This is a genomic window from Mucilaginibacter gossypii (genome assembly GCF_017569325.2).
Lineage (GTDB): Bacteria > Bacteroidota > Bacteroidia > Sphingobacteriales > Sphingobacteriaceae > Mucilaginibacter > Mucilaginibacter gossypii.
Genome location: NZ_CP071878.2, coordinates 3,595,928 through 3,613,586 on the forward strand (window position 1 = coordinate 3,595,928; position 17,659 = coordinate 3,613,586).

Sequence of the window (17,659 nt, forward strand, 5' to 3'; positions counted from 1 at the left end):
CATGCCAGACGGTTTTGTAATTAATGACACCACGTATGCCGGCGAAGCCGCATCGCAGTTTATCGTTAAATCTATAACAGGTGCCGATACCGTAAATGGAGGCAATGTTTATGTTAAAGACGGTATTAAAAAGAAATTCACTATTCCGCGCTGGGATGCAAACTACGAAGATCTGATTCAGGACCGCGCAGCTACTCCGACCAGCAAGGGTAAAATGACCGTAACCGGGCAAACATTATTGCCTGAAGATTACATGATATACCTGGAGTTTAACCCGCGCGATTTTGAAGATCACTGGTACGCGACCCAGTTAAACGATACCTTAATTGACAGGGCCCTTCCCTATTCAGTTGAGAGTGTTGTAGTTCAGGAAGTATTAAAACGTCATGCTAAATACTTCAATAAACTGATCTGGAATGCGGACACCACTTTATCATCAATTTATAAATACTTTGATGGCTTTTTGAAAAAAGCAAAATCGGCTGCCGACACAGCAGTAGTTAGTTCCCCTACTACTCTAACAGCAAGCAATATCCAGGCTGAGTTTTTACGCGGATATAACATGATCGAGGACGCATTACGTTATGATCCGAACATGAAGTTCTATTGCTCTTACGCAACCTATGACCTTTATGATCAAAGCCAAATCAACCAAACCTACAAAGGTGTTGATATCACACAGCAGGGTAAAGACACTTTCAAGGGCAGAAAAGTTGAGAAGATCGCCGATTTCCCGGACAACACTTACTTTATTGCCAAAGGAATGCCTACCATGGAAAGCAACCTTTGGATTGGCCTTAACTCGATAGCCGACGAAGGCTTACAATTAAGGCAGCTTCAGGCTAACTCTGAACTGTATTTCATCAAAATGCTGATGAAAGCCGATGTTCAGATTGGCTGGAACAATGAAACGGTTTATTACGGAGCATAACCATATAACGATATGACCAACGATTTAAAACAACATTTACTTGCCAATCCGCAACTTAAAACGGTTTACGTCAATGAAAATGGCGAATGGCAATTTCATAAACGTGCAGGCTATGATAAAGAGCTTAGCCGGGAGGAAATCCTTAAAATGAGGGTTACGCATGAGCCAGCTGTTGAAGTCAAAAAAGATGCTCCGGCTGCAACGCCGGGTATGTCAGCTGATGACATCGCTAAAATCAAAGAACAGCTTAAAGCAGAATTGCTTGTAGAAATTAAAGCTACAGCCGATGCTGAAGCTGCTGAAAAAGCAAAATCAGAAAAGGAAGCAGCTGATAAAGCCGGCGCCGACAAAACAAAAAACAATAACCAACAAGCATAATGAGCAGCATATCAAGATTTACAGGATTGCCCCAGGACGACAATACTGATCGTATTTTAAAAAACGATTTCCAGACCCCTGCATTTGCTGCAACTGTTGCTATTGTTGTTAAAGGATCTGTTGCACGTACCATAATCAAACCAGCAACATTGACCGGAGTAGTTACATTCAGCATAAATGTTGCTGATCCGTTAACCAACGATGCGAATAACGGTCCGTTTGTTGGAGATGGGGTTGAGTTTTACTTGACACCTGATGGAACTACACGTGTGGTAACTTTCGGTACAGGCTTCTTGCCTACCGGCACATTATCGGTAACTACCGCCAAATACGCTTACATCGCGTTCAGGTTTAATGGTACCGGCTGGGTTGAAAGCGGCCGATCTGTTTCTGCATAATTAACAACAAACATCACATGGCATTACCAAATATTACCTTTGTAAAGGGGAGCAGTGGTTTAGGCAGGCCATTGGCCGGGCAGGACCACTTTTCCGGCCTTATTTTTTATGCGGGCACGCTGCCATCCGGATTTACAACCAGTAATAGGATTAATAAATTTCTTTCTGTTTCAGATGCAGAGTCTGCTGGTATCAAATCTGATTACTCTGATGAAACAAAAGCGATAGGCTCATACCTGGTAACCGCAGTTGGTTCAAACGGGGACACCATCAATATTAAGGTTAACGAACCGGGCGGTAATGTAATCGATCTGGGAACCTATACCAAAGCCGCAGGCCAAACTACAGCCACCGCTGTTGGTGCGGCCATAGCAGCTATAATCAATAGCGGGACATCCGTGCATGGTTATAGCGCCACAGCAGCTACAGGAACTGTTACTATTACTGCACGTCCGGGATTAGGTATATTCCTTAATTCGGGAACTCCAATAGTGGTAACAATAGTTGGTACTATTGCGGGTACTTTAACTCAGTTTACAGGTGGTGTAGCGTCTCGTAATGCAATTTACCATTACCACATATCAGAATACTTCAGGCTCCAACCGAAGGGTGTTTTGTGGGTAGGTATCTTTGCAATACCAGGCGGATCTTATGACTTTCAGGAGATCAATACCATCCAGAACTTTGCAACTGGCACTATACGACAGGTAGGTATTTACAAAGATTCGGCTGCATTCAGCACTGCTGATATGACGACCATTCAAAATGTATTGCTTACGCTTGAAGCCTTGAAAAAGCCATTGATTGCCATATATGGCGCTGATCTATCCGGAACAACCGATATCAGCACATTAACTGATTTAAACATCCTGAATAACTATGAGGTTAGCCCTTGTATTGCTCAGGATGGAGGTGCTTTAGGTAATTACCTATACCAGGTTACCGGAAAATCAATCACTACATTGGGCGCTCAATTGGGAGCCATTGCATTTGCCAAGGTAAACGAAAGCATCGCTTGGGTTCAGAAATTCAATATCAGCAATGGAATAGAATGTGAGACGCTGGCTTTTTCCAATGGTAAATTATTCAGCGATGCATCGATCACCGATAACTTGCTTGATTTACTCGATCAGTACCGGTATGTATTCCTGCGTAAATTTGTTGGACAAGCTGGTTCATATTTCAACAGCTTCAATATGGCTGCATCAGTTTCATCTGATTATGCATATGGCGAAGACAACAGGACAATTCAAAAAGCGATCCGGGGTATTTACTCGAGCTTGCTCCCTGCCCTATCTGGTCCGCTACAACTGAATGCCGACGGCACGCTGTCAAACAATACAGTAGCTTATCTTGAAAGCCTGGCCACTCCCAATCTCGATCAGATGGTTCGCGACACCGAAATATCGGCTTACGGAGTTCAGATCGACACAGCTCAAAACGTATTGACCACCGGCAAGATCATCATATCTGTTCAAATAGTTCAGGAAGGTGTTGCACGACAAATACAGGTTCCAATAGGTTACACAACTTCATTATCATAACATGGCAACCACACTTATAAATGGCATAAATTACAGTTGGGCAAATGTCACCCTGATCCTTTTCGGCGTTCCGGTTGTCGGCATCACAAAGATTTCTTATAAGCGCAAGCAAAAAAAGGAAAATAACTACGGCATGGGTGCTCAGCCTGTGAGCCGTGGTTATGGCAATTACGAATATGAGGGATCAATTGAGTTGTATCAGGACGAATGGCAACGCATCATTGCAGCCAGCCCTAACCGTGATCCATTCCAGATAGCTCCATTCGATATACCTATTGTATTCGATGGTTCACGCATCCAACCTGAAAAACATGTGTTGCGCAGCGTTGAGTTTATGGAAGATGGTTTCGACGCATCACAAGGTGATACCAAATTAATGATCACCGTACCCCTCGTGATTGGCGGCATTGAGAAATAATATTACTAATAGTAATTAAAGTTATAATGACAAAGTATACCGATTACGAAGCAATTAATAAAAAGGCCGATGATCTTAGTGCACAACTGAACGTTAAAGTTCATGCCTTTGTCGCTATCGATGGCACCGAAGACAATAAACTTGTGGCCTTCATCCGGGAACCAAACAGGCTAATAAAGAGCCGGGCCATGGATAAAACATATAATGGCATGGGTTTTACCGCTGGTTCGGAAATGTTCGAAGCATGTGTAGTGCGTGAAGAAACTGATCCAAGGTTTTTAAGCGAAGCTCCTGAAAATGATAAGTTTTATATGGGCGCTTCAAAGTTTTGTGGCGACTTATTGATATTGGCTACTAATAACACAAAAAAAAACTAATCGAGAGTTTCGTCATCACAGACGATAGTAGTGAGGATAGTAAGTGGGCAGCCCGCCTAAAGTACTATTCTCATTTTCGTTTAAACCCGGACACGATGAGTGATGAAGAGTTTTATAAGGAAGTTGAAGCCTTAAAATTCTGTTTAACCGAGCGCGGAGAAATGAAAACTGTTTAATATGGCAGATCAGAACGTACAATATCAGATATCGCTTAATGACCTGGTAAGCCCTGCATTAAAAACCGCTGACGATAATGCTAATAAATTCGAGTCTACACTTGAAAAATTAGGGGATAAAGCGGCTGAAATAGGAGTTGCTTTAGGCGCTGCATTTGCCTTGCATAAAGTAGTAGAGTTTGGCACAGAGTTGGCCCATGTCACAGCTGAATTTGAAGGTTATACTAACATGGTAAAGTATGCTTCATTGGGATCAGAAGATGCGGGGAAAAATATTGACTTTATAAAGAAATCTATTAATGATCTTCATATTCCAATTAAACAGGCTTATGAAGGTTTTGCTGAAATGCAGGCAGGATTTTACGGTACTGGTATTGAAGGGGCAAAGCTTAGGCAGGTGTTTGACGGAATATCGATAGCATCAACGGTATTGCACCAAACCCCTGAGCAGTTTAGTCATGTCACCTTTGCCCTTAAAGAAATTGGTGAGTTGGGCACTGTTCAAGCGCGGCAAATGCGAATGCTTGCATTTGCTTTACCAGGGGCAATGGAATTGGCTGCAAAGTCTATGCACATGAATTCACAGCAGTTTCATGAAGCAATGTCTAAAGGCCAGATATCTTCAAATCAATTTCTGATGAATTTCTCGGCACAGCTGAAAGAACATTTTAGCAGCGGATTAGAGAACGCATCACAGAGCTTGATAGCCAAGATGAATGATACCAATAATAGGTATGTAGAGCTGCAGCTTGAAATGGGTGAAAAACTTAAACCATTGTTCATAGGCGTAATGGATTATATGATCCGGGGGATTGATACGCTAAAAGAGTTTTGGGAATGGAGTGTTAAGGAATTACCTCAAGCGATTGAAGCTGTCAAATCTGCCTTCATTGTTGTTAGGGATTTTGCCGAAGGAGCAGCAATAGGTATTGGAGCAGCAACAGCAGCTTACCTTATAGCTAATCCAACTGTAATATTATATGGTATATCATTAGCGGCTGACGCAGTGATCACAGGGGCATTAACCGTAGCCACATATGCCCTGACAGCAGCACAATGGCTATTAAATGCCGCTATGACTGCAAATCCGGTTGGTCTCATTATTACTGGTATTGGACTTCTTATAGGAGGTTTAGTTGTAGCTTATAAACATTCTTCTACATTCCGGGCAGTATTAGCCGGTATTGGTGAGGTTGCAAAGGATCTATGGAGCATCATGAAAGGATTGGGAGAAGCCATTATAGGCCTCTATCTGTTTAACCCTGCCATGATCAAAGAAGGCATCCAAACGGCTGTTGACGGTGTTAAGGATATTAAGGGAGCGTTCAATCGGGGATATGATGAAAGCATGGCTGAAAGTCACCGCAAAGAACTGGAAGACCAAAAAGGCACTGCTATTGGAAGGCAAACAGCTAAACCAAAAGCAGACAGGGCTGCAACCGCCCCATCAGGGCCATTAACAAAACCTACATCAACAAAGGTAACGGGGTCTAAAACCGTTAACATTCACATCACTATAGGCAATCTGGTAAAGGATATCAAGATCCAGTCAACCACGTTCAAAGAAAGCGTGGGTAAGGTTCAGGATGCTGTTACTAAAGCGTTAACCAGCGCAGTGAATGATAGTCAAGTTGTAGCAGGGGAATAAAATAAATAATTCTAAAATTTAATAACATGTAAATGGGAATAAAAACTAACATAGGCTATGGCAGGAATAAACGACCTGATCGATAATCCGATCACCAATAACCCTTCATTAAGGCAGGCGACTATAGTACTTACTCAAAATGCGACAGTTATCGGCTCGCAGCTGGTTCGCACGTTTGGCATGCAAAATCTCAAAATCCTTCATGCACCGCGGAATGAATATCAGATCAGCCAGGTTACTACACAGGATGAAGAACTCTACAGGTCTCAACTGGGCACGCCGGTAATGGCTGATTTAACATTTTTGGCCGGAGAGTTTAAAAACGAAGATGGCGTGATTAAAACGTTTGATACACTAACACTGGTGACAGTGCTGATTAGTGTTAGCCAGACGAAAAACATTGTAAAAACATCTATCCAAGGCAGGTCCGGCACCGTTAAGGAATACAATGGCATGGGAGACTACGTTATCACGATCAATGGAGTAATTACCGGCACCAATGGTCATTACCCTAAGGAGGAAGTTGCCGCTTTAAAAAACATGCTGATTTCAAATAAATCTATTGCTGTTGTTTCATGGTTCTTAAACCTATGGGACATACACAATATCACTATCGATGATTTCAGCATAAACCCGGAGGAAGGCGGTTATTCATATCAGCCCTTTACAATTGATGCAAGTTCGGATTCTAAATTAATGGTAAGATTAGTATAATGTATATTTCAATAACCACAATAAACATCAAGAGACTGCCAACTGATGATTTTCCAACCAGAGATGGAACATTGATATTTGATTTCGTTTGCGAGTGGGAAGCCAATGATAATTGGCGAAATTTGACTAACAAAGCTAAAATTAAACTACCTAAAAATATTTACTGTATCGACAGGAATGGGAGAACATTTCCCCTCGGAAATATAAATACTCCCCTGTCCGGATTTGAAGGGATACCCAGCTTTTTACGCGGCGATGAAGTTCAAATCATAAGCGGATACAGATATGATCAAGACAATCAAGAAATAACTGATACTACCGTGAAGTTTGAGGGATTTATTACTAAAGTATCCAGTAAATCGCCATTTGAGTTAGAATGTGAAGATAATATGTGGATACTTAAACAAACACCGGCAAAGGGTGGAGATAATGGTGTATTTGCATATAAAAAGTACAATGTAGAAGACATGATCCGAGAGCTATTTAAAAATGCTGGATTGTCATTTACCGTTAATGCCCTTACTAAAACTAACATTGGTATTGATTTCAGGATCAACAATAATACTATCGCCCAGGTATTGGAAGAACTTCGTAAGCAACATTACATGTTTGCTTACTTTCGTGGCAACGAATTAAGAATAGGATCTGAGGTTTACATCGATTCAGAAGCCCGAACACACAAGTTCGCATTTCAGAAAAACATCATTGATGACGACTTGGTGTACAAGCGGAAGGATGATATTGTTTTATCTGCCTTGGCTTCATCGACTAATAAAGTTCTTAAAGGCGGCACTACGAGAGATGGCCACGCTAAAACCAAAACAGAAAAGCTTGAGGTGCTGGCTACCTATCAAAATGGCAAGTTCCGCGCACAGGTCAAGCTACCTGGAAGCCATCTTGAATTCGCAGAGAACACAGAAGGCGAGCGACACGAATTTTACTATAATAACATCACTGATCCAAATATATTAATAGCAGAGGCCAAAGCCCAATTAAAGCAATATTACTATGATGGCTTTCGCGGCAAATTTACCGTTTTTGGGATACCACATGTAAAGCATGGAGATAATGTAGTAATTGAGGATGATACTATCAAGGATCGTGTAGGCACTTACAAAGTAAAAAGCGTAGAGTATTCCGGTGGTGTTAATGGCATGCGCCAGGTGATTGAACTGGATTATAGGATTAATTTAATTAACAATGGATAGGGAAATATCAAAAGCAATCAGCCAAATGGCTGGCACTTATAATGAGGATTTTGCTACCATGGTTGTGTGTGGCGTTAATTCAGTTGATTCGGAAAACAGATCTTGCACCTGCACCCCACTTGGCGGCAAAACAGCAAGTTCTATTACCAATGTGCAATTGATGGCCGAAGTTGAAGATGGCTTTCTGCTTGAACCGGCTGTTGGTTCAACCGTGATCGTTTGCTATTCAAAAAGAAATGTACCGTACATCGCTCTGTTCAGCGAACTATCAAAAGTATCGTTGGTAACTTTAAGCGGGATATCACTTCAGGGAGAACAGTTTGGCGGTTTGGTCAAGATCGAGGCATTGATCACCAAGCTCAATAATCTTGAAAATGCCTACAACGCTTTAAATACAAAGGTTGGAGGACTGGCCCCGCCGCCACTTGCCCCGCTGATACTTACCATAAGGGAAGAACTGGAAAACGAAGAGGTTAAACATGGCACTCAACTTTGATGTAGCACTATTCAATAATGATCTGTATATCGATCCGTCAACCGGCGATTTTGTATTTGCCGAAAGCGACGAGCAGCACATTATAGATACGATAGCAGCATTCCCAGGCTGGTGGAAGGAAAACCCTGCAGATGGTGTAGGACTTTTCCAGTATGAAAATTCCAGCGGGCAGGAACAAGTGTTAGAGCGATCAATAAAGATCAACCTGCAGGGCGACGGTTACCAGGTTAATAACCCTTCAGTAACCCGGGATGCCAGTGGTAATTTAGTGGTACAACCGAATGCAACAAAAGTATGATTCAAAAATACAGATCGTTACAGGGGCAAAACATTTACGATGTATGCTTGATGACTTACGGATCACTCGATCAGTTGTTTAAACTCATGCAGGATAACGGTTATCCTGGAGTGAACACCATACCGGTTGCAGGCACCCCTTTTGAATGGGATGATACCTTCGTTTTTGATGAGAAGATCTATATCAGCAACAGCACATCAAAAGTTAATTATGCTACCGCTGCCAGTTCAACAGGTGCTACGTATTATAACGTTCAAGAACCTGGTTATCCGGCACAACCACCACAGGTAGTGCCGCCGGTAGTGGTTGTGCCGGATCAACCGGCCCATCGTGACGGATATTTCTATGTGTATCCAGATAACCCCAATATATCTGCCGATGGTGATGGCAATTTTGTTTACACCGATAGCAGGTTATTAGGCCTAAGTAACTACAGCGTTTACGCTGATCAAATTCCGACGTTCCTTCACGAAGGAGATATCACATACAATCTGGTGAACGGATCATTTACAATAGTAATCCCAGGCTTTTACCTGGTTGAAGGTTACAGATTAACAGTATTTACAAACTACATAGGTAATTTATGAAAAGGATCTCTTTATACTTAATCCTGATTTTTATAACAATAAACGCTTTCGCGCAAAAGCCTGATTACGTCCGGTCCCCTAACGGACCCAATACCATCGTTGACTGGAATGTGAAATTTAAAACCATGATTATTCCGCATGGCAATAGTTTTACATTAGCCGGTGCGCAGGACAGTACCGGACACATGCGGTTAAAGGTTGCAGGCGATACGGTAGTTGGCGTTTATGTTAGGGGCTATGGCTGGCTTGAACTTGCCAATAAGCGAAGCGTGCAATCCAAAAGTTATATTGACAGTCTTTTTAATTTAACAGCCAAACTCTCCGGAAACAACAGTTTTAATGGAACAAACGATTTTAATGGCACTGTTAATTTTAACGATGACGTTAACTTAAATAATTCAGCTATTATTTCACCCGATGGCCTTGCCGGCACTTCCACTCCGTTTTTGATGTGGAACAATACCAACTACAAAATATCATCAACAAATGGATCAGCTTATTGGGATGGTTCTAAGATATTGTGGAACATGCTGAATCACTTTAATAATGGAGCTACTTTTAATGCAGGCACTTTTAACTTTAATAATTCATTTAACCTTAATAACCCAGATGATTTTAGCGCGTTATCCGGCAATAAGATCATGGTAACCGCGCCTGCTGCAGGTGGCAGGGTTGGCGTTGTGCCAGCTGGATATATACCAACAAGATTTCAACTTGATAGCGTTGCAAAAACTATCTTACCATTCGGTAAGTCAGGAGAGACAATAAAACTAACAGGCGATAATTTAAATACCTATAAAACACAGCCAGAGGTTACTTTTGGTAATTATGTTACTACTGCTACCGAGCTGGACAGTGCAAAAACAACTTACGTAAGCAATGCTACTATTTATTCAACATTTAAACATATAGTTCATGGCGGAAGATCAGGTGATATTACTAACCAGTCTTTAAACGATACCTTATTGGTTAACCCCCAGCAGTCTAATTCATGGCTCTACGATACACCTGGAAACTTTTTTTACAACACAAATAATTCAGGTAGCCTACTAGGACTTATTTCACCCAAAGCAGTTCCATCGTATACATTTAAAGCAACATTATCGGCTAATGATGCAGATAACGATAGGATTGGTCTAATCGCTGGGTATACAGAAACGAGCAAACAGGTTATAAATAAAGCCTATGGCATGAGTTCAGGCGATTTCAACTGGCCGATAGATGTTACTTCCCCTACTATACCAGAGCAATATACATTGACAGTAATCCGGAACAGGGACGATATTACGCAATCATTTGTTATTTGGTACAACTATAGAAAAACCAATCAAAAAATTATAGCAAATGGCAGTTCAATGCCAGGCTTATATAATACTACTGCGGGATGGTCGGGCGTGACAGTAGACCTACAGTTAATAATGCGTAACGATACTTTATACGCTTCAACAAGTAACTTTTCCGATGCACCAGGCGGTAAGGGATCATTAGCGTACACATTGGTAGTGCCGCTTGCTTCTGATACTGTTTTAAATAAGTTTAGGGGCTCAACCAGGTATGGCTTTGCTTCGCAGTCACAGGCTGCGGCTAAGTTTACCAATGTATCATTTGCGGGCGCTGGGGTTAATGAAATATACGACCTTGCAAATAAAACAGTGTGGGTAGCTAATTCGTCTGGCGTATATACAATTGCACCTGGCAGGTCTCCTTATAAAGAGATAACGCCGCAGAGCCTCGTTTTTAATTCTCGAACCAAAAAGCAGATTTATATTAATTCTGACAGCACGTTCACTGTACAAGGTGGGGTTAATCTCGACAGTGTTTATAATTCTAATACTTTCGCAAGTAAAGATTATGTTGATGCCGTATCCGCTGGCAAGGCTGATACAGGGAATGTTGTGAAGCCATATAATTTATATACTGCGCCGGTAGGAACTATTTCCCCTTCCACAATTACTTACGACGGCGCTTATGATAAGGTTCCATTGGTTGGAAATGTTGAAGATAATCCAAATCTTGTACTTCATAACTTTAACCGGGAAGAACATTTTAAAGATGTTTCCAAGTTCAAAGTAACCAATATTTCGGCCACGTCTGCAACTGTAACGTCCTATAAAGGTGGTATAACAGTAGTGAAAAACGGTACTGGTGTGGCTTATATATCGCTAAGTAATTTCATTAAAGCGGGTGCTGGATGCCTTGAGGTTACGATTGATACAGCTTATGTGCGAGGCACAGGAACACGTGCCGAGATAAGGTATGGAATGATTAAGGATGGCAGCACTTCTGATAATTTTATTGGCAGCACGCTTGGCGGTAATATCGTGGGAACCGATAATAAAAATTACGCAATCATTAACGGTGTTTCAAATACTTCTACAAATAGCACGACACCAGCTTTTTTTAACGGAAGTTCCTACACTTACTATTTTACGTTTAACAACGATTATATCAATGCTTACCGTAAAGATGCGTATGGTAATTACGTGTACGCCGGTCAGATGAATGTCGGCTCATATATTAACTCAAATGATACCACCACGTTCAAAAATTGGCGTTTTGCAATCGGAATTAATTCTGACTATACAACATCTACCACAATTCACATTAAATCTATAAAAGCTGGCTACTGGAAGGGTCTCGGTGCATCTGATTACAATCTCGTAACAACGCTTAATGGCAGTCCTTATATCTCAAATGGTAAAGCCTTTTTCAGTTCGACGGCTCACGGCTTTGGAGCTACAACTGGATTAGCTTATAATAACTCATGGGTACGAGTTATTTCACTTGACCTATCTACCCGCCATATTGATAATTCAGGTATTATATTTAGGAAAAATGGTGCAAAGATTTGTGGTGATTATAGCCCGCAGATCATCTACAACGACAGCACCAATACCTTTAGCTACTTCGTCGGGAATTATGCTGATAGCACAGTAATAGCCGGTAGCCTTAATAACCTAAAAACAATGTATCGGCACGGTATTAAGCAGAATATCTTACAAGGGGTTAACCTTATAGACAGTATGCAGGTATACGATCCATATCCTGGGGCTGGTACTTTGGACGCTTCTTTTGTACGCAAAAACGGGTATTGGTATGGTATTTTAAGTAAAATAAACTCCTCAACGGTTTCAGAACAAGTCAATATAATAAAGACAAAGGATTTTGTTACTACGACAACCTTGTTTACCGAGGATACGCTTGTAAGGCGGGAGGGCAATAAGGTTGTTTTATTCGGCGGGAAATCATATTTTATGTCAACCGGGCTTAACACGAACGCTATTTATTATTATAATATCGACGGAAGCGGAGGCCGGTTAGGAACATTTGCCCCGCCGATTAACAATGGTGCATCGCCACCAATGCACCCGGCAATATTAGGTATTCAAAGCAATAACCAAACTCGATATTTTATCGTTGCCAATGATAATACCAAATATTTGACAACCGGCGGTACTTATACATATTCGCCAAATCTTTACGTGTTTCAAATTTCACAAAAACTATCGGGTATGGATTACCCGATGCGACCTTACCAAGTACAGACATCCGTTCCACAAACTACACCTGACCAGTATAATGCTACGCAGTCGTTGGCCGATGTTGTCTCAAGGGGTAATATACTTAGCCATGATGGTATTAACTTTAATGGTGTAACTAATCGTGGAAGTTTGTTTTTAAACCAATTTGGCAATAACGTTCAGGCTATTCAAAGCCTATCAGGATCCAGCTCATTACGATCAGATATTCAAATTGGCCGTACTGCTACAGAACTTACAATTGGCGTTGCCGCCAGTGCTAATCAATACATAACAGGTACAGCTGCTGGGGATGTTGCATTTTATAGACAATCAGGGTCAGGTTCATTTTTGTTTAATTTAAACAATAATTCAGGGGCTAACGAAGTAGTTATAAGTAATGGACTTGTCACCTTTAATAGAACTGTTAATTTTTCAACGCAAACAGCAAGTTCTATATTAGGAACTGATGCGAGTAAAAACATAACCACTTTAACAGCACTGCCTAATGGCACAACAGCTACTACGCAAGCGGCAGGGGATAATAGTAATAAAATATCTACCGATGCTTTTGTTTTCGCTGAAAGATCTTCAGTAAATGCTATTGGAAATAAAACATTTTCAATTACAAATTCATATCAGGGAACCACCGGAACGACATTAGATAGTATGCGTTTTGCATCCGGCGGCAAAATGGTAGAAAAGGCTATTGTGGTTCAATCAGGTACGGGAATTTCGATAACACAAGCCGCAAACACAGTAACTTTTGCAAACGATACGGTATCAATATTACTTACTAAAGCTAATGGGTACACCCGGGCACAATTACAGACAAAATTAAACAGCATTTTTGGAACTGTAAATACATGGTCAGCCTCTCAAATATTTAATGGGGCCTCTGTTTTTAATGGCGGGATCGGGGTTACTAATTCATTTGGGTATCAATTCAATGATAATTCCAGTTCTAATTACGGCACGCTAAATGTAGGGGCGCTATCTTCAAATGTTTTTTGGTATATGCCTCCTTACGGTGGTAGTGTAGCTTTACGCGAAGATTTTCCGTCAAGTAGTTACTCAACATCTGCAACATCCCAAACAACGTTTACGGTAAGCATAGGAAGTACACAGGCTAATACAGCCTACAAAATAAATGTTACCCCTACTTCCTTATTAGCAGCAGCGCCATATTACGTAACCAATAAAACCACTACTACTTTTGACGTGGTATTTACTTCGGCAATAACCGGCACTGTATCATTTGATTGGTCACTTTTTAAATAAAATAAACAATAATATGAAAAATTGGAAAACAACTCTTGCGGCTATATTGGCTGTATTACCACAGGTTTTACACCTGGTGTTCCCTAATCACGTATCTGAAAACGTAGCTACGGGTGTAACAACTCTTTTCGCAGCCGGAGGCCTTGCCGCTGCTAAGGATTATAACGTTAGCGGTAACCCACCTAAAACCATAGATCCTAAATAATGAACTATGATGCTATCAGACCGCTATTTGGCGGAAAGTTAACACAGGCACAGGTCGATGGGATTGAAAAAATCCTTTCGGCCTGTAAGGTATTGACGGATGAAAGGCATATTGCCTACATTCTGGCTACCTGTTTTCATGAAACTGCAAAAACGATGCAGCCAGTTCGTGAAAACGGCCGCGGTAAAGGTTTGCCATATGGTAGTAAACTTAAAATGGGTGGCGGCCCGGGTCACCGGGTACCTTACACTAATCCAGATCAGTTGTATTATGGCCGCGGATATGTTCAGCTTACCTGGTATGAAAACTACCTGGCCATGGGTAGAAAGCTGCACATAGATCTTCTGAATAATCCAGACTTAGCCCTGCAGCCGGACATCTCGGCCAAAATAATGATTACCGGAATGACAGATGGATCATTTACTGGCAAGAAGCTGAGCGATTATTTCAACAATAAAACAAACGATCCTGTGAATGCCAGGAGGATTATAAACGGTACCGACGTTGCGGCTACTATTGCCGGATATCATAATACATTTTTAAAAGCAATAACAGCATCATGACATTCAGAGTCGCAAACAATCAAATTCACATCGGTTGGCCGGAGATGAGGATATTTATTTTAGGTCTCATCGGGTTTATCAGTGCATTGGCCACAGCGGTATGGAGCATCCGGGCCGGCTATGACGATTTTTTAAAGGATAAGCAGGAAACAAACACTAGGTTAGCAAGAATTGAAAGGCAGCTGACCATAAAAAACAATATTGATAGCAGCCAAACAGAAGGCCTGCATAATCTGGGTGACGGTCAAAAAGCATTATTGTTAAAGTTTGATTCTTTGGGAAACAGCTTTTTGGCTCATCCCCAATTAAAAAAACGAATTACTGCATCTGGCATCCGATTTTATACCGAAAAATGGATTAATGGCCAGTTGGTATTAACAGAAGTAAAACAAGATTAAACACATACATCATGAGCTTAAAATCAATTTTAGAAAGCATTTTCCCGTTCCTGTTTAATGCAGTAGAGCGATTTTTTGATAAGCTGCCTAAAGATCAGCAACAGTCCCTGATCCAGGCAGGCCAGTTTGGACAAATCATCAAGAAATTTTTAACCGAAGGCTACCAGGCTATCATTGATGAGGCTGGTAAAATTGGAATTGACAGCATGACCGCGGATAAATTATTAAATGATCTGGGCGGGAAGCTCGGCTTAACAGTTAAAGATGGCGCCGACTTGATCGACCAGCTGCAGGCTAAAGTAAATGCAGGCCTTCAGGATAGTGCCTGGGATAACCTTTGGACCTCAGTTAGTGGCCAGCTTAGCATAATTATTGCCGGCGGCGCGATTAACTGGCCAACACTGGCATTGGGGCTGGTAGAGTTCGTTTATCAGAAGTTTATAAAGGCTAATACATAAAATTCGCGGCTATGAAAAAAACTATCCTCCTGATCATTTTATCGGTATGTGGAACATATTCATTTGGACAAATTATCAAGCACAAGCTTTACACCACCTATTATAACCAATCAACTCATCAACCAGATAGTGTAGTTTGGGATTTAACACCGTCGATGCTGATGTGCCAGGGGCATTTAAAACGGTTAAATGAATTTAAAGCAGATCCTGATGTGCCATTTACTAATCTCAATAAAGATTACAAAAAAAGTGGTTATGACCAGGGACACCAAATGCCTGCGCAGGATAACAGCTGCGACCCCGTTGGGGAATTGGAGTGCTTTTATTTTTCTAACATGGTCCCTCAGCGGCCGGCACTGAACAGGGATACCTGGAAAAACCTTGAAACCTATTGCCGAAAACTTGCGATGCGCGGGCCGGTGCATATTGTTTGTGGAGTTTCAGGATCCTTAGGTAAAATAGGTCCTGATAAGGTCAACATCCCTGTCATATGCTGGAAGAAATTAACCTATAGCGGTCACACTGAGTATTACAGTATGCCCAATCATGATACAGTGAAGCTGCACCCATTTCAATACTATCTGGTTAAAAAAAGCTAATCTGTACCAGCTGCACAGAACTCTTCAATCCTTTCGCCAATAGCATCAATGTCATCGGAGGTAAACTCATGCTTATTGCTGTGCAGTTGTCTCCATTTATTTCCTTTTTTAATGACAGAGCCACAAAAAAAGTTATTGATGTTGATGTGCCATATATCACTTCCGATACCAAGAGGGACATGTATCCATACTTTTTCTACATTGTCACCTACATAAATATCGAAATAGGGTATTTTATTCACACCTTTAAAAATTAATAGTTGCTCCTTTCATTACATTATTTTCGTTTATAATTAGGTCGCGCTTGTATGCTGCAAAAGCAGTTTCTGTTTTATGTCCGGATAGTATCATTATATCTCTATCGCTAAAACCTGCATAAATCATGTCAATGACACCTGTATGCTTCCAGGCATATAGGGTGTAATTATGATCCAGCCCTAACTGTTTTTTTATTACAGCATATTTTTCAGGGAAATAATCTCTTCCTATTTGTATAGCTGAAACCTCGCCAGCCATGCCGAATACAAAATCATTTATGGTATGTGCCCGATGCTGTCGTTTCTTAATTAAGTTCAATAGCTGGTCAGATATCGGTATTATTCTGTCGCCTGTTTTGCCAATAATCCTTATTTGTCTTTTCGATTTATCAATGTCAATAAATCTTAATGCGCGTATTTCAGCGGGTCTCATCAAACTAAGATAGATCCATTCTATATAATCACTTAAGTTTTGATTGTTGACAAGCTCTTCTTTTATGATTGTTTTTAATTCACCCGAATAGGCCTTGTTTTTTTGACTATTGGATGTTTTGTATTCATCTCCTGTCAGGCTAAATTCATACTTTATATTACGGGTTATTGCTTTCTCCAATTTGTTAACCGTATTAAAAAAAGTCTGATAAAAGCCTATATAATTATTATAAGTCCTGGGGGACCAATCCAACTCGTCGGACTCCACATCGAGAAAAGAGATAAGATCAAATTCAGTAAAAGAATTTGCCGGCACATCATGATCTGGGAACTCATTTAAAAATGCTATGAGATTAGATAAATAATTATCATATGTCTCCTTTGTACGCTTGCTTAAGTTCTTTTTAACAACATTGGCTTTAAATCTATCAATAGCTTCCGAAAGGGTCCAATGTGGAGGCGTTGATTTGGCTTTAATCTCAGCCATCGCCTGCTTAATGATATCCTTTTTTTCTTCAAAAGGATTGTAGTTGAGAACTTCAAGCCAATAAGTAATATCTGCTTGCAATTCACGGGCAGCCATTTCCTTTAACTTTGGATCATGTATCCGATTGATGCCATCCTTAACCTTAAAAGTCTTGTATCTGCCTGGTTGCTCAGGATACTCATATGCATATTGAAGATACCATTCGCCTGATTTACACCTGCAAATAGTAGGCAATTTATATGGTAATTTATTTCTCATAAACCTGCTCCTGTACGAGTTTCTCCACGT

20 protein-coding genes are annotated in these 17,659 nt (G+C 40.9%); 18 read left to right on the plus strand and 2 right to left on the minus strand.

The window, feature by feature from the left end; all coding sequences use genetic code 11:
* Position 1: 1 nt before the first annotated feature.
* The 18 genes from J3L18_RS15165 (at position 2) to J3L18_RS15250 (ending at position 16,195) form a co-directional block, all read left to right on the plus strand.
* Entirely contained in the window at positions 2 to 931 is a 930-nt protein-coding gene (locus J3L18_RS15165; RefSeq protein ID WP_129571092.1) for a hypothetical protein, read from the plus strand.
* 12 nt (positions 932 to 943) lie between these two features.
* On the plus strand, positions 944 to 1,309 hold the full coding sequence (locus tag J3L18_RS15170; RefSeq protein WP_129571091.1) for a hypothetical protein: 366 nt from the start codon (positions 944 to 946) through the stop codon (positions 1,307 to 1,309).
* Positions 1,309 to 1,707 carry a hypothetical protein gene (locus J3L18_RS15175; RefSeq protein ID WP_129571090.1) on the plus strand — a complete coding sequence of 133 codons (399 nt, stop codon included), beginning with the start codon at positions 1,309 to 1,311 and terminating at the stop codon, positions 1,705 to 1,707. Before J3L18_RS15170 ends, J3L18_RS15175 begins: the two co-directional genes overlap by 1 nt.
* A 17-nt stretch (positions 1,708 to 1,724) precedes the next feature.
* Positions 1,725 to 3,251 (plus strand): DUF2586 family protein, encoded by a 1,527-nt coding sequence (locus tag J3L18_RS15180; RefSeq protein WP_129571089.1) that lies wholly within the window; start codon positions 1,725 to 1,727, stop codon positions 3,249 to 3,251.
* A gap of 1 nt (position 3,252) precedes the next feature.
* Positions 3,253 to 3,669: a hypothetical protein gene (locus J3L18_RS15185; protein WP_129571088.1), complete on the plus strand. Its 417-nt coding sequence runs from the start codon at positions 3,253 to 3,255 to the stop codon at positions 3,667 to 3,669.
* Positions 3,670 to 3,695: 26 nt separating this feature from the next.
* On the plus strand, positions 3,696 to 4,046 hold the full coding sequence (locus J3L18_RS15190; RefSeq protein ID WP_129571087.1) for a hypothetical protein: 351 nt from the start codon (positions 3,696 to 3,698) through the stop codon (positions 4,044 to 4,046).
* A 177-nt stretch (positions 4,047 to 4,223) separates the two neighbouring features.
* Positions 4,224 to 5,870, plus strand: a complete 1,647-nt coding sequence (locus J3L18_RS15195; RefSeq protein ID WP_129571086.1) for a tape measure protein — start codon at positions 4,224 to 4,226, stop codon at positions 5,868 to 5,870.
* A gap of 57 nt (positions 5,871 to 5,927) precedes the next feature.
* Positions 5,928 to 6,584, plus strand: coding sequence for a DUF6046 domain-containing protein (locus tag J3L18_RS15200; protein WP_129571085.1), 657 nt, complete (start codon positions 5,928 to 5,930; stop codon positions 6,582 to 6,584).
* Positions 6,585 to 6,904: 320 nt separating this feature from the next.
* Positions 6,905 to 7,792, plus strand: a complete 888-nt coding sequence (locus J3L18_RS15205; RefSeq protein ID WP_129571084.1) for a hypothetical protein — start codon at positions 6,905 to 6,907, stop codon at positions 7,790 to 7,792.
* The gene (locus tag J3L18_RS15210) at positions 7,785 to 8,288 is read left to right on the plus strand and encodes a hypothetical protein (RefSeq protein WP_129571083.1); all 504 of its coding nucleotides are present in this window, start codon (positions 7,785 to 7,787) and stop codon (positions 8,286 to 8,288) included. Before J3L18_RS15205 ends, J3L18_RS15210 begins: the two co-directional genes overlap by 8 nt.
* On the plus strand, positions 8,272 to 8,586 hold the full coding sequence (locus J3L18_RS15215) for a hypothetical protein (RefSeq protein WP_129571082.1): 315 nt from the start codon (positions 8,272 to 8,274) through the stop codon (positions 8,584 to 8,586). Before J3L18_RS15210 ends, J3L18_RS15215 begins: the two co-directional genes overlap by 17 nt.
* Positions 8,583 to 9,173, plus strand: coding sequence for a hypothetical protein (locus J3L18_RS15220; protein ID WP_129571081.1), 591 nt, complete (start codon positions 8,583 to 8,585; stop codon positions 9,171 to 9,173). Before J3L18_RS15215 ends, J3L18_RS15220 begins: the two co-directional genes overlap by 4 nt.
* Positions 9,170 to 13,972 carry a hypothetical protein gene (locus J3L18_RS15225; protein ID WP_208102432.1) on the plus strand — a complete coding sequence of 1,601 codons (4,803 nt, stop codon included), beginning with the start codon at positions 9,170 to 9,172 and terminating at the stop codon, positions 13,970 to 13,972. Before J3L18_RS15220 ends, J3L18_RS15225 begins: the two co-directional genes overlap by 4 nt.
* Before the next feature lie 13 nt (positions 13,973 to 13,985).
* Positions 13,986 to 14,177: a hypothetical protein gene (locus J3L18_RS15230; RefSeq protein WP_129571806.1), complete on the plus strand. Its 192-nt coding sequence runs from the start codon at positions 13,986 to 13,988 to the stop codon at positions 14,175 to 14,177.
* Positions 14,177 to 14,740, plus strand: a complete 564-nt coding sequence (locus tag J3L18_RS15235) for a glycoside hydrolase family 19 protein (protein WP_129571805.1) — start codon at positions 14,177 to 14,179, stop codon at positions 14,738 to 14,740. Before J3L18_RS15230 ends, J3L18_RS15235 begins: the two co-directional genes overlap by 1 nt.
* The gene (locus J3L18_RS15240) at positions 14,737 to 15,138 is read left to right on the plus strand and encodes a hypothetical protein (protein ID WP_129571804.1); all 402 of its coding nucleotides are present in this window, start codon (positions 14,737 to 14,739) and stop codon (positions 15,136 to 15,138) included. Before J3L18_RS15235 ends, J3L18_RS15240 begins: the two co-directional genes overlap by 4 nt.
* Positions 15,139 to 15,149: 11 nt before the next feature.
* Positions 15,150 to 15,596, plus strand: a complete 447-nt coding sequence (locus tag J3L18_RS15245) for a type 2 periplasmic-binding domain-containing protein (RefSeq protein WP_129571803.1) — start codon at positions 15,150 to 15,152, stop codon at positions 15,594 to 15,596.
* Between the two features lie 11 nt (positions 15,597 to 15,607).
* On the plus strand, positions 15,608 to 16,195 hold the full coding sequence (locus J3L18_RS15250; protein ID WP_129571802.1) for a DNA/RNA non-specific endonuclease: 588 nt from the start codon (positions 15,608 to 15,610) through the stop codon (positions 16,193 to 16,195).
* On the opposite strand, the gene J3L18_RS15255 is transcribed toward J3L18_RS15250, so the two are convergent.
* Positions 16,192 to 16,437 (minus strand): hypothetical protein, encoded by a 246-nt coding sequence (locus J3L18_RS15255; protein ID WP_129571801.1) that lies wholly within the window; start codon positions 16,435 to 16,437, stop codon positions 16,192 to 16,194. The two genes, J3L18_RS15250 and J3L18_RS15255, sit on opposite strands and share 4 nt — an antisense overlap.
* Positions 16,438 to 16,441: 4 nt before the next feature.
* Entirely contained in the window at positions 16,442 to 17,629 is a 1,188-nt protein-coding gene (locus tag J3L18_RS15260) for a site-specific integrase (RefSeq protein ID WP_129571800.1), read from the minus strand.
* Positions 17,630 to 17,659: the final 30 nt, after the last annotated feature.

What these genes read in the sequence shown, in the direction of transcription:
- J3L18_RS15175 (WP_129571090.1), top strand. Translation starts at nt 1,309, where the DNA reads ATGAGCAGCATATCAAGATTTACAGGATTGCCCCAGGACGACAATACT.
- J3L18_RS15260 (WP_129571800.1), bottom strand. Translation starts at nt 17,629, where the DNA reads ATGAGAAATAAATTACCATATAAATTGCCTACTATTTGCAGGTGTAAA.
- J3L18_RS15195 (WP_129571086.1), top strand. Translation starts at nt 4,224, where the DNA reads ATGGCAGATCAGAACGTACAATATCAGATATCGCTTAATGACCTGGTA.
- J3L18_RS15215 (WP_129571082.1), top strand. Translation starts at nt 8,272, where the DNA reads ATGGCACTCAACTTTGATGTAGCACTATTCAATAATGATCTGTATATC.
- J3L18_RS15210 (WP_129571083.1), top strand. Translation starts at nt 7,785, where the DNA reads ATGGATAGGGAAATATCAAAAGCAATCAGCCAAATGGCTGGCACTTAT.
- J3L18_RS15190 (WP_129571087.1), top strand. Translation starts at nt 3,696, where the DNA reads ATGACAAAGTATACCGATTACGAAGCAATTAATAAAAAGGCCGATGAT.
- J3L18_RS15235 (WP_129571805.1), top strand. Translation starts at nt 14,177, where the DNA reads ATGAACTATGATGCTATCAGACCGCTATTTGGCGGAAAGTTAACACAG.
- J3L18_RS15250 (WP_129571802.1), top strand. Translation starts at nt 15,608, where the DNA reads ATGAAAAAAACTATCCTCCTGATCATTTTATCGGTATGTGGAACATAT.
- J3L18_RS15180 (WP_129571089.1), top strand. Translation starts at nt 1,725, where the DNA reads ATGGCATTACCAAATATTACCTTTGTAAAGGGGAGCAGTGGTTTAGGC.
- J3L18_RS15165 (WP_129571092.1), top strand. Translation starts at nt 2, where the DNA reads ATGCCAGACGGTTTTGTAATTAATGACACCACGTATGCCGGCGAAGCC.
- J3L18_RS15185 (WP_129571088.1), top strand. Translation starts at nt 3,253, where the DNA reads ATGGCAACCACACTTATAAATGGCATAAATTACAGTTGGGCAAATGTC.
- J3L18_RS15170 (WP_129571091.1), top strand. Translation starts at nt 944, where the DNA reads ATGACCAACGATTTAAAACAACATTTACTTGCCAATCCGCAACTTAAA.
- J3L18_RS15200 (WP_129571085.1), top strand. Translation starts at nt 5,928, where the DNA reads ATGGCAGGAATAAACGACCTGATCGATAATCCGATCACCAATAACCCT.
- J3L18_RS15220 (WP_129571081.1), top strand. Translation starts at nt 8,583, where the DNA reads ATGATTCAAAAATACAGATCGTTACAGGGGCAAAACATTTACGATGTA.
- J3L18_RS15245 (WP_129571803.1), top strand. Translation starts at nt 15,150, where the DNA reads ATGAGCTTAAAATCAATTTTAGAAAGCATTTTCCCGTTCCTGTTTAAT.
- J3L18_RS15240 (WP_129571804.1), top strand. Translation starts at nt 14,737, where the DNA reads ATGACATTCAGAGTCGCAAACAATCAAATTCACATCGGTTGGCCGGAG.
- J3L18_RS15225 (WP_208102432.1), top strand. Translation starts at nt 9,170, where the DNA reads ATGAAAAGGATCTCTTTATACTTAATCCTGATTTTTATAACAATAAAC.
- J3L18_RS15230 (WP_129571806.1), top strand. Translation starts at nt 13,986, where the DNA reads ATGAAAAATTGGAAAACAACTCTTGCGGCTATATTGGCTGTATTACCA.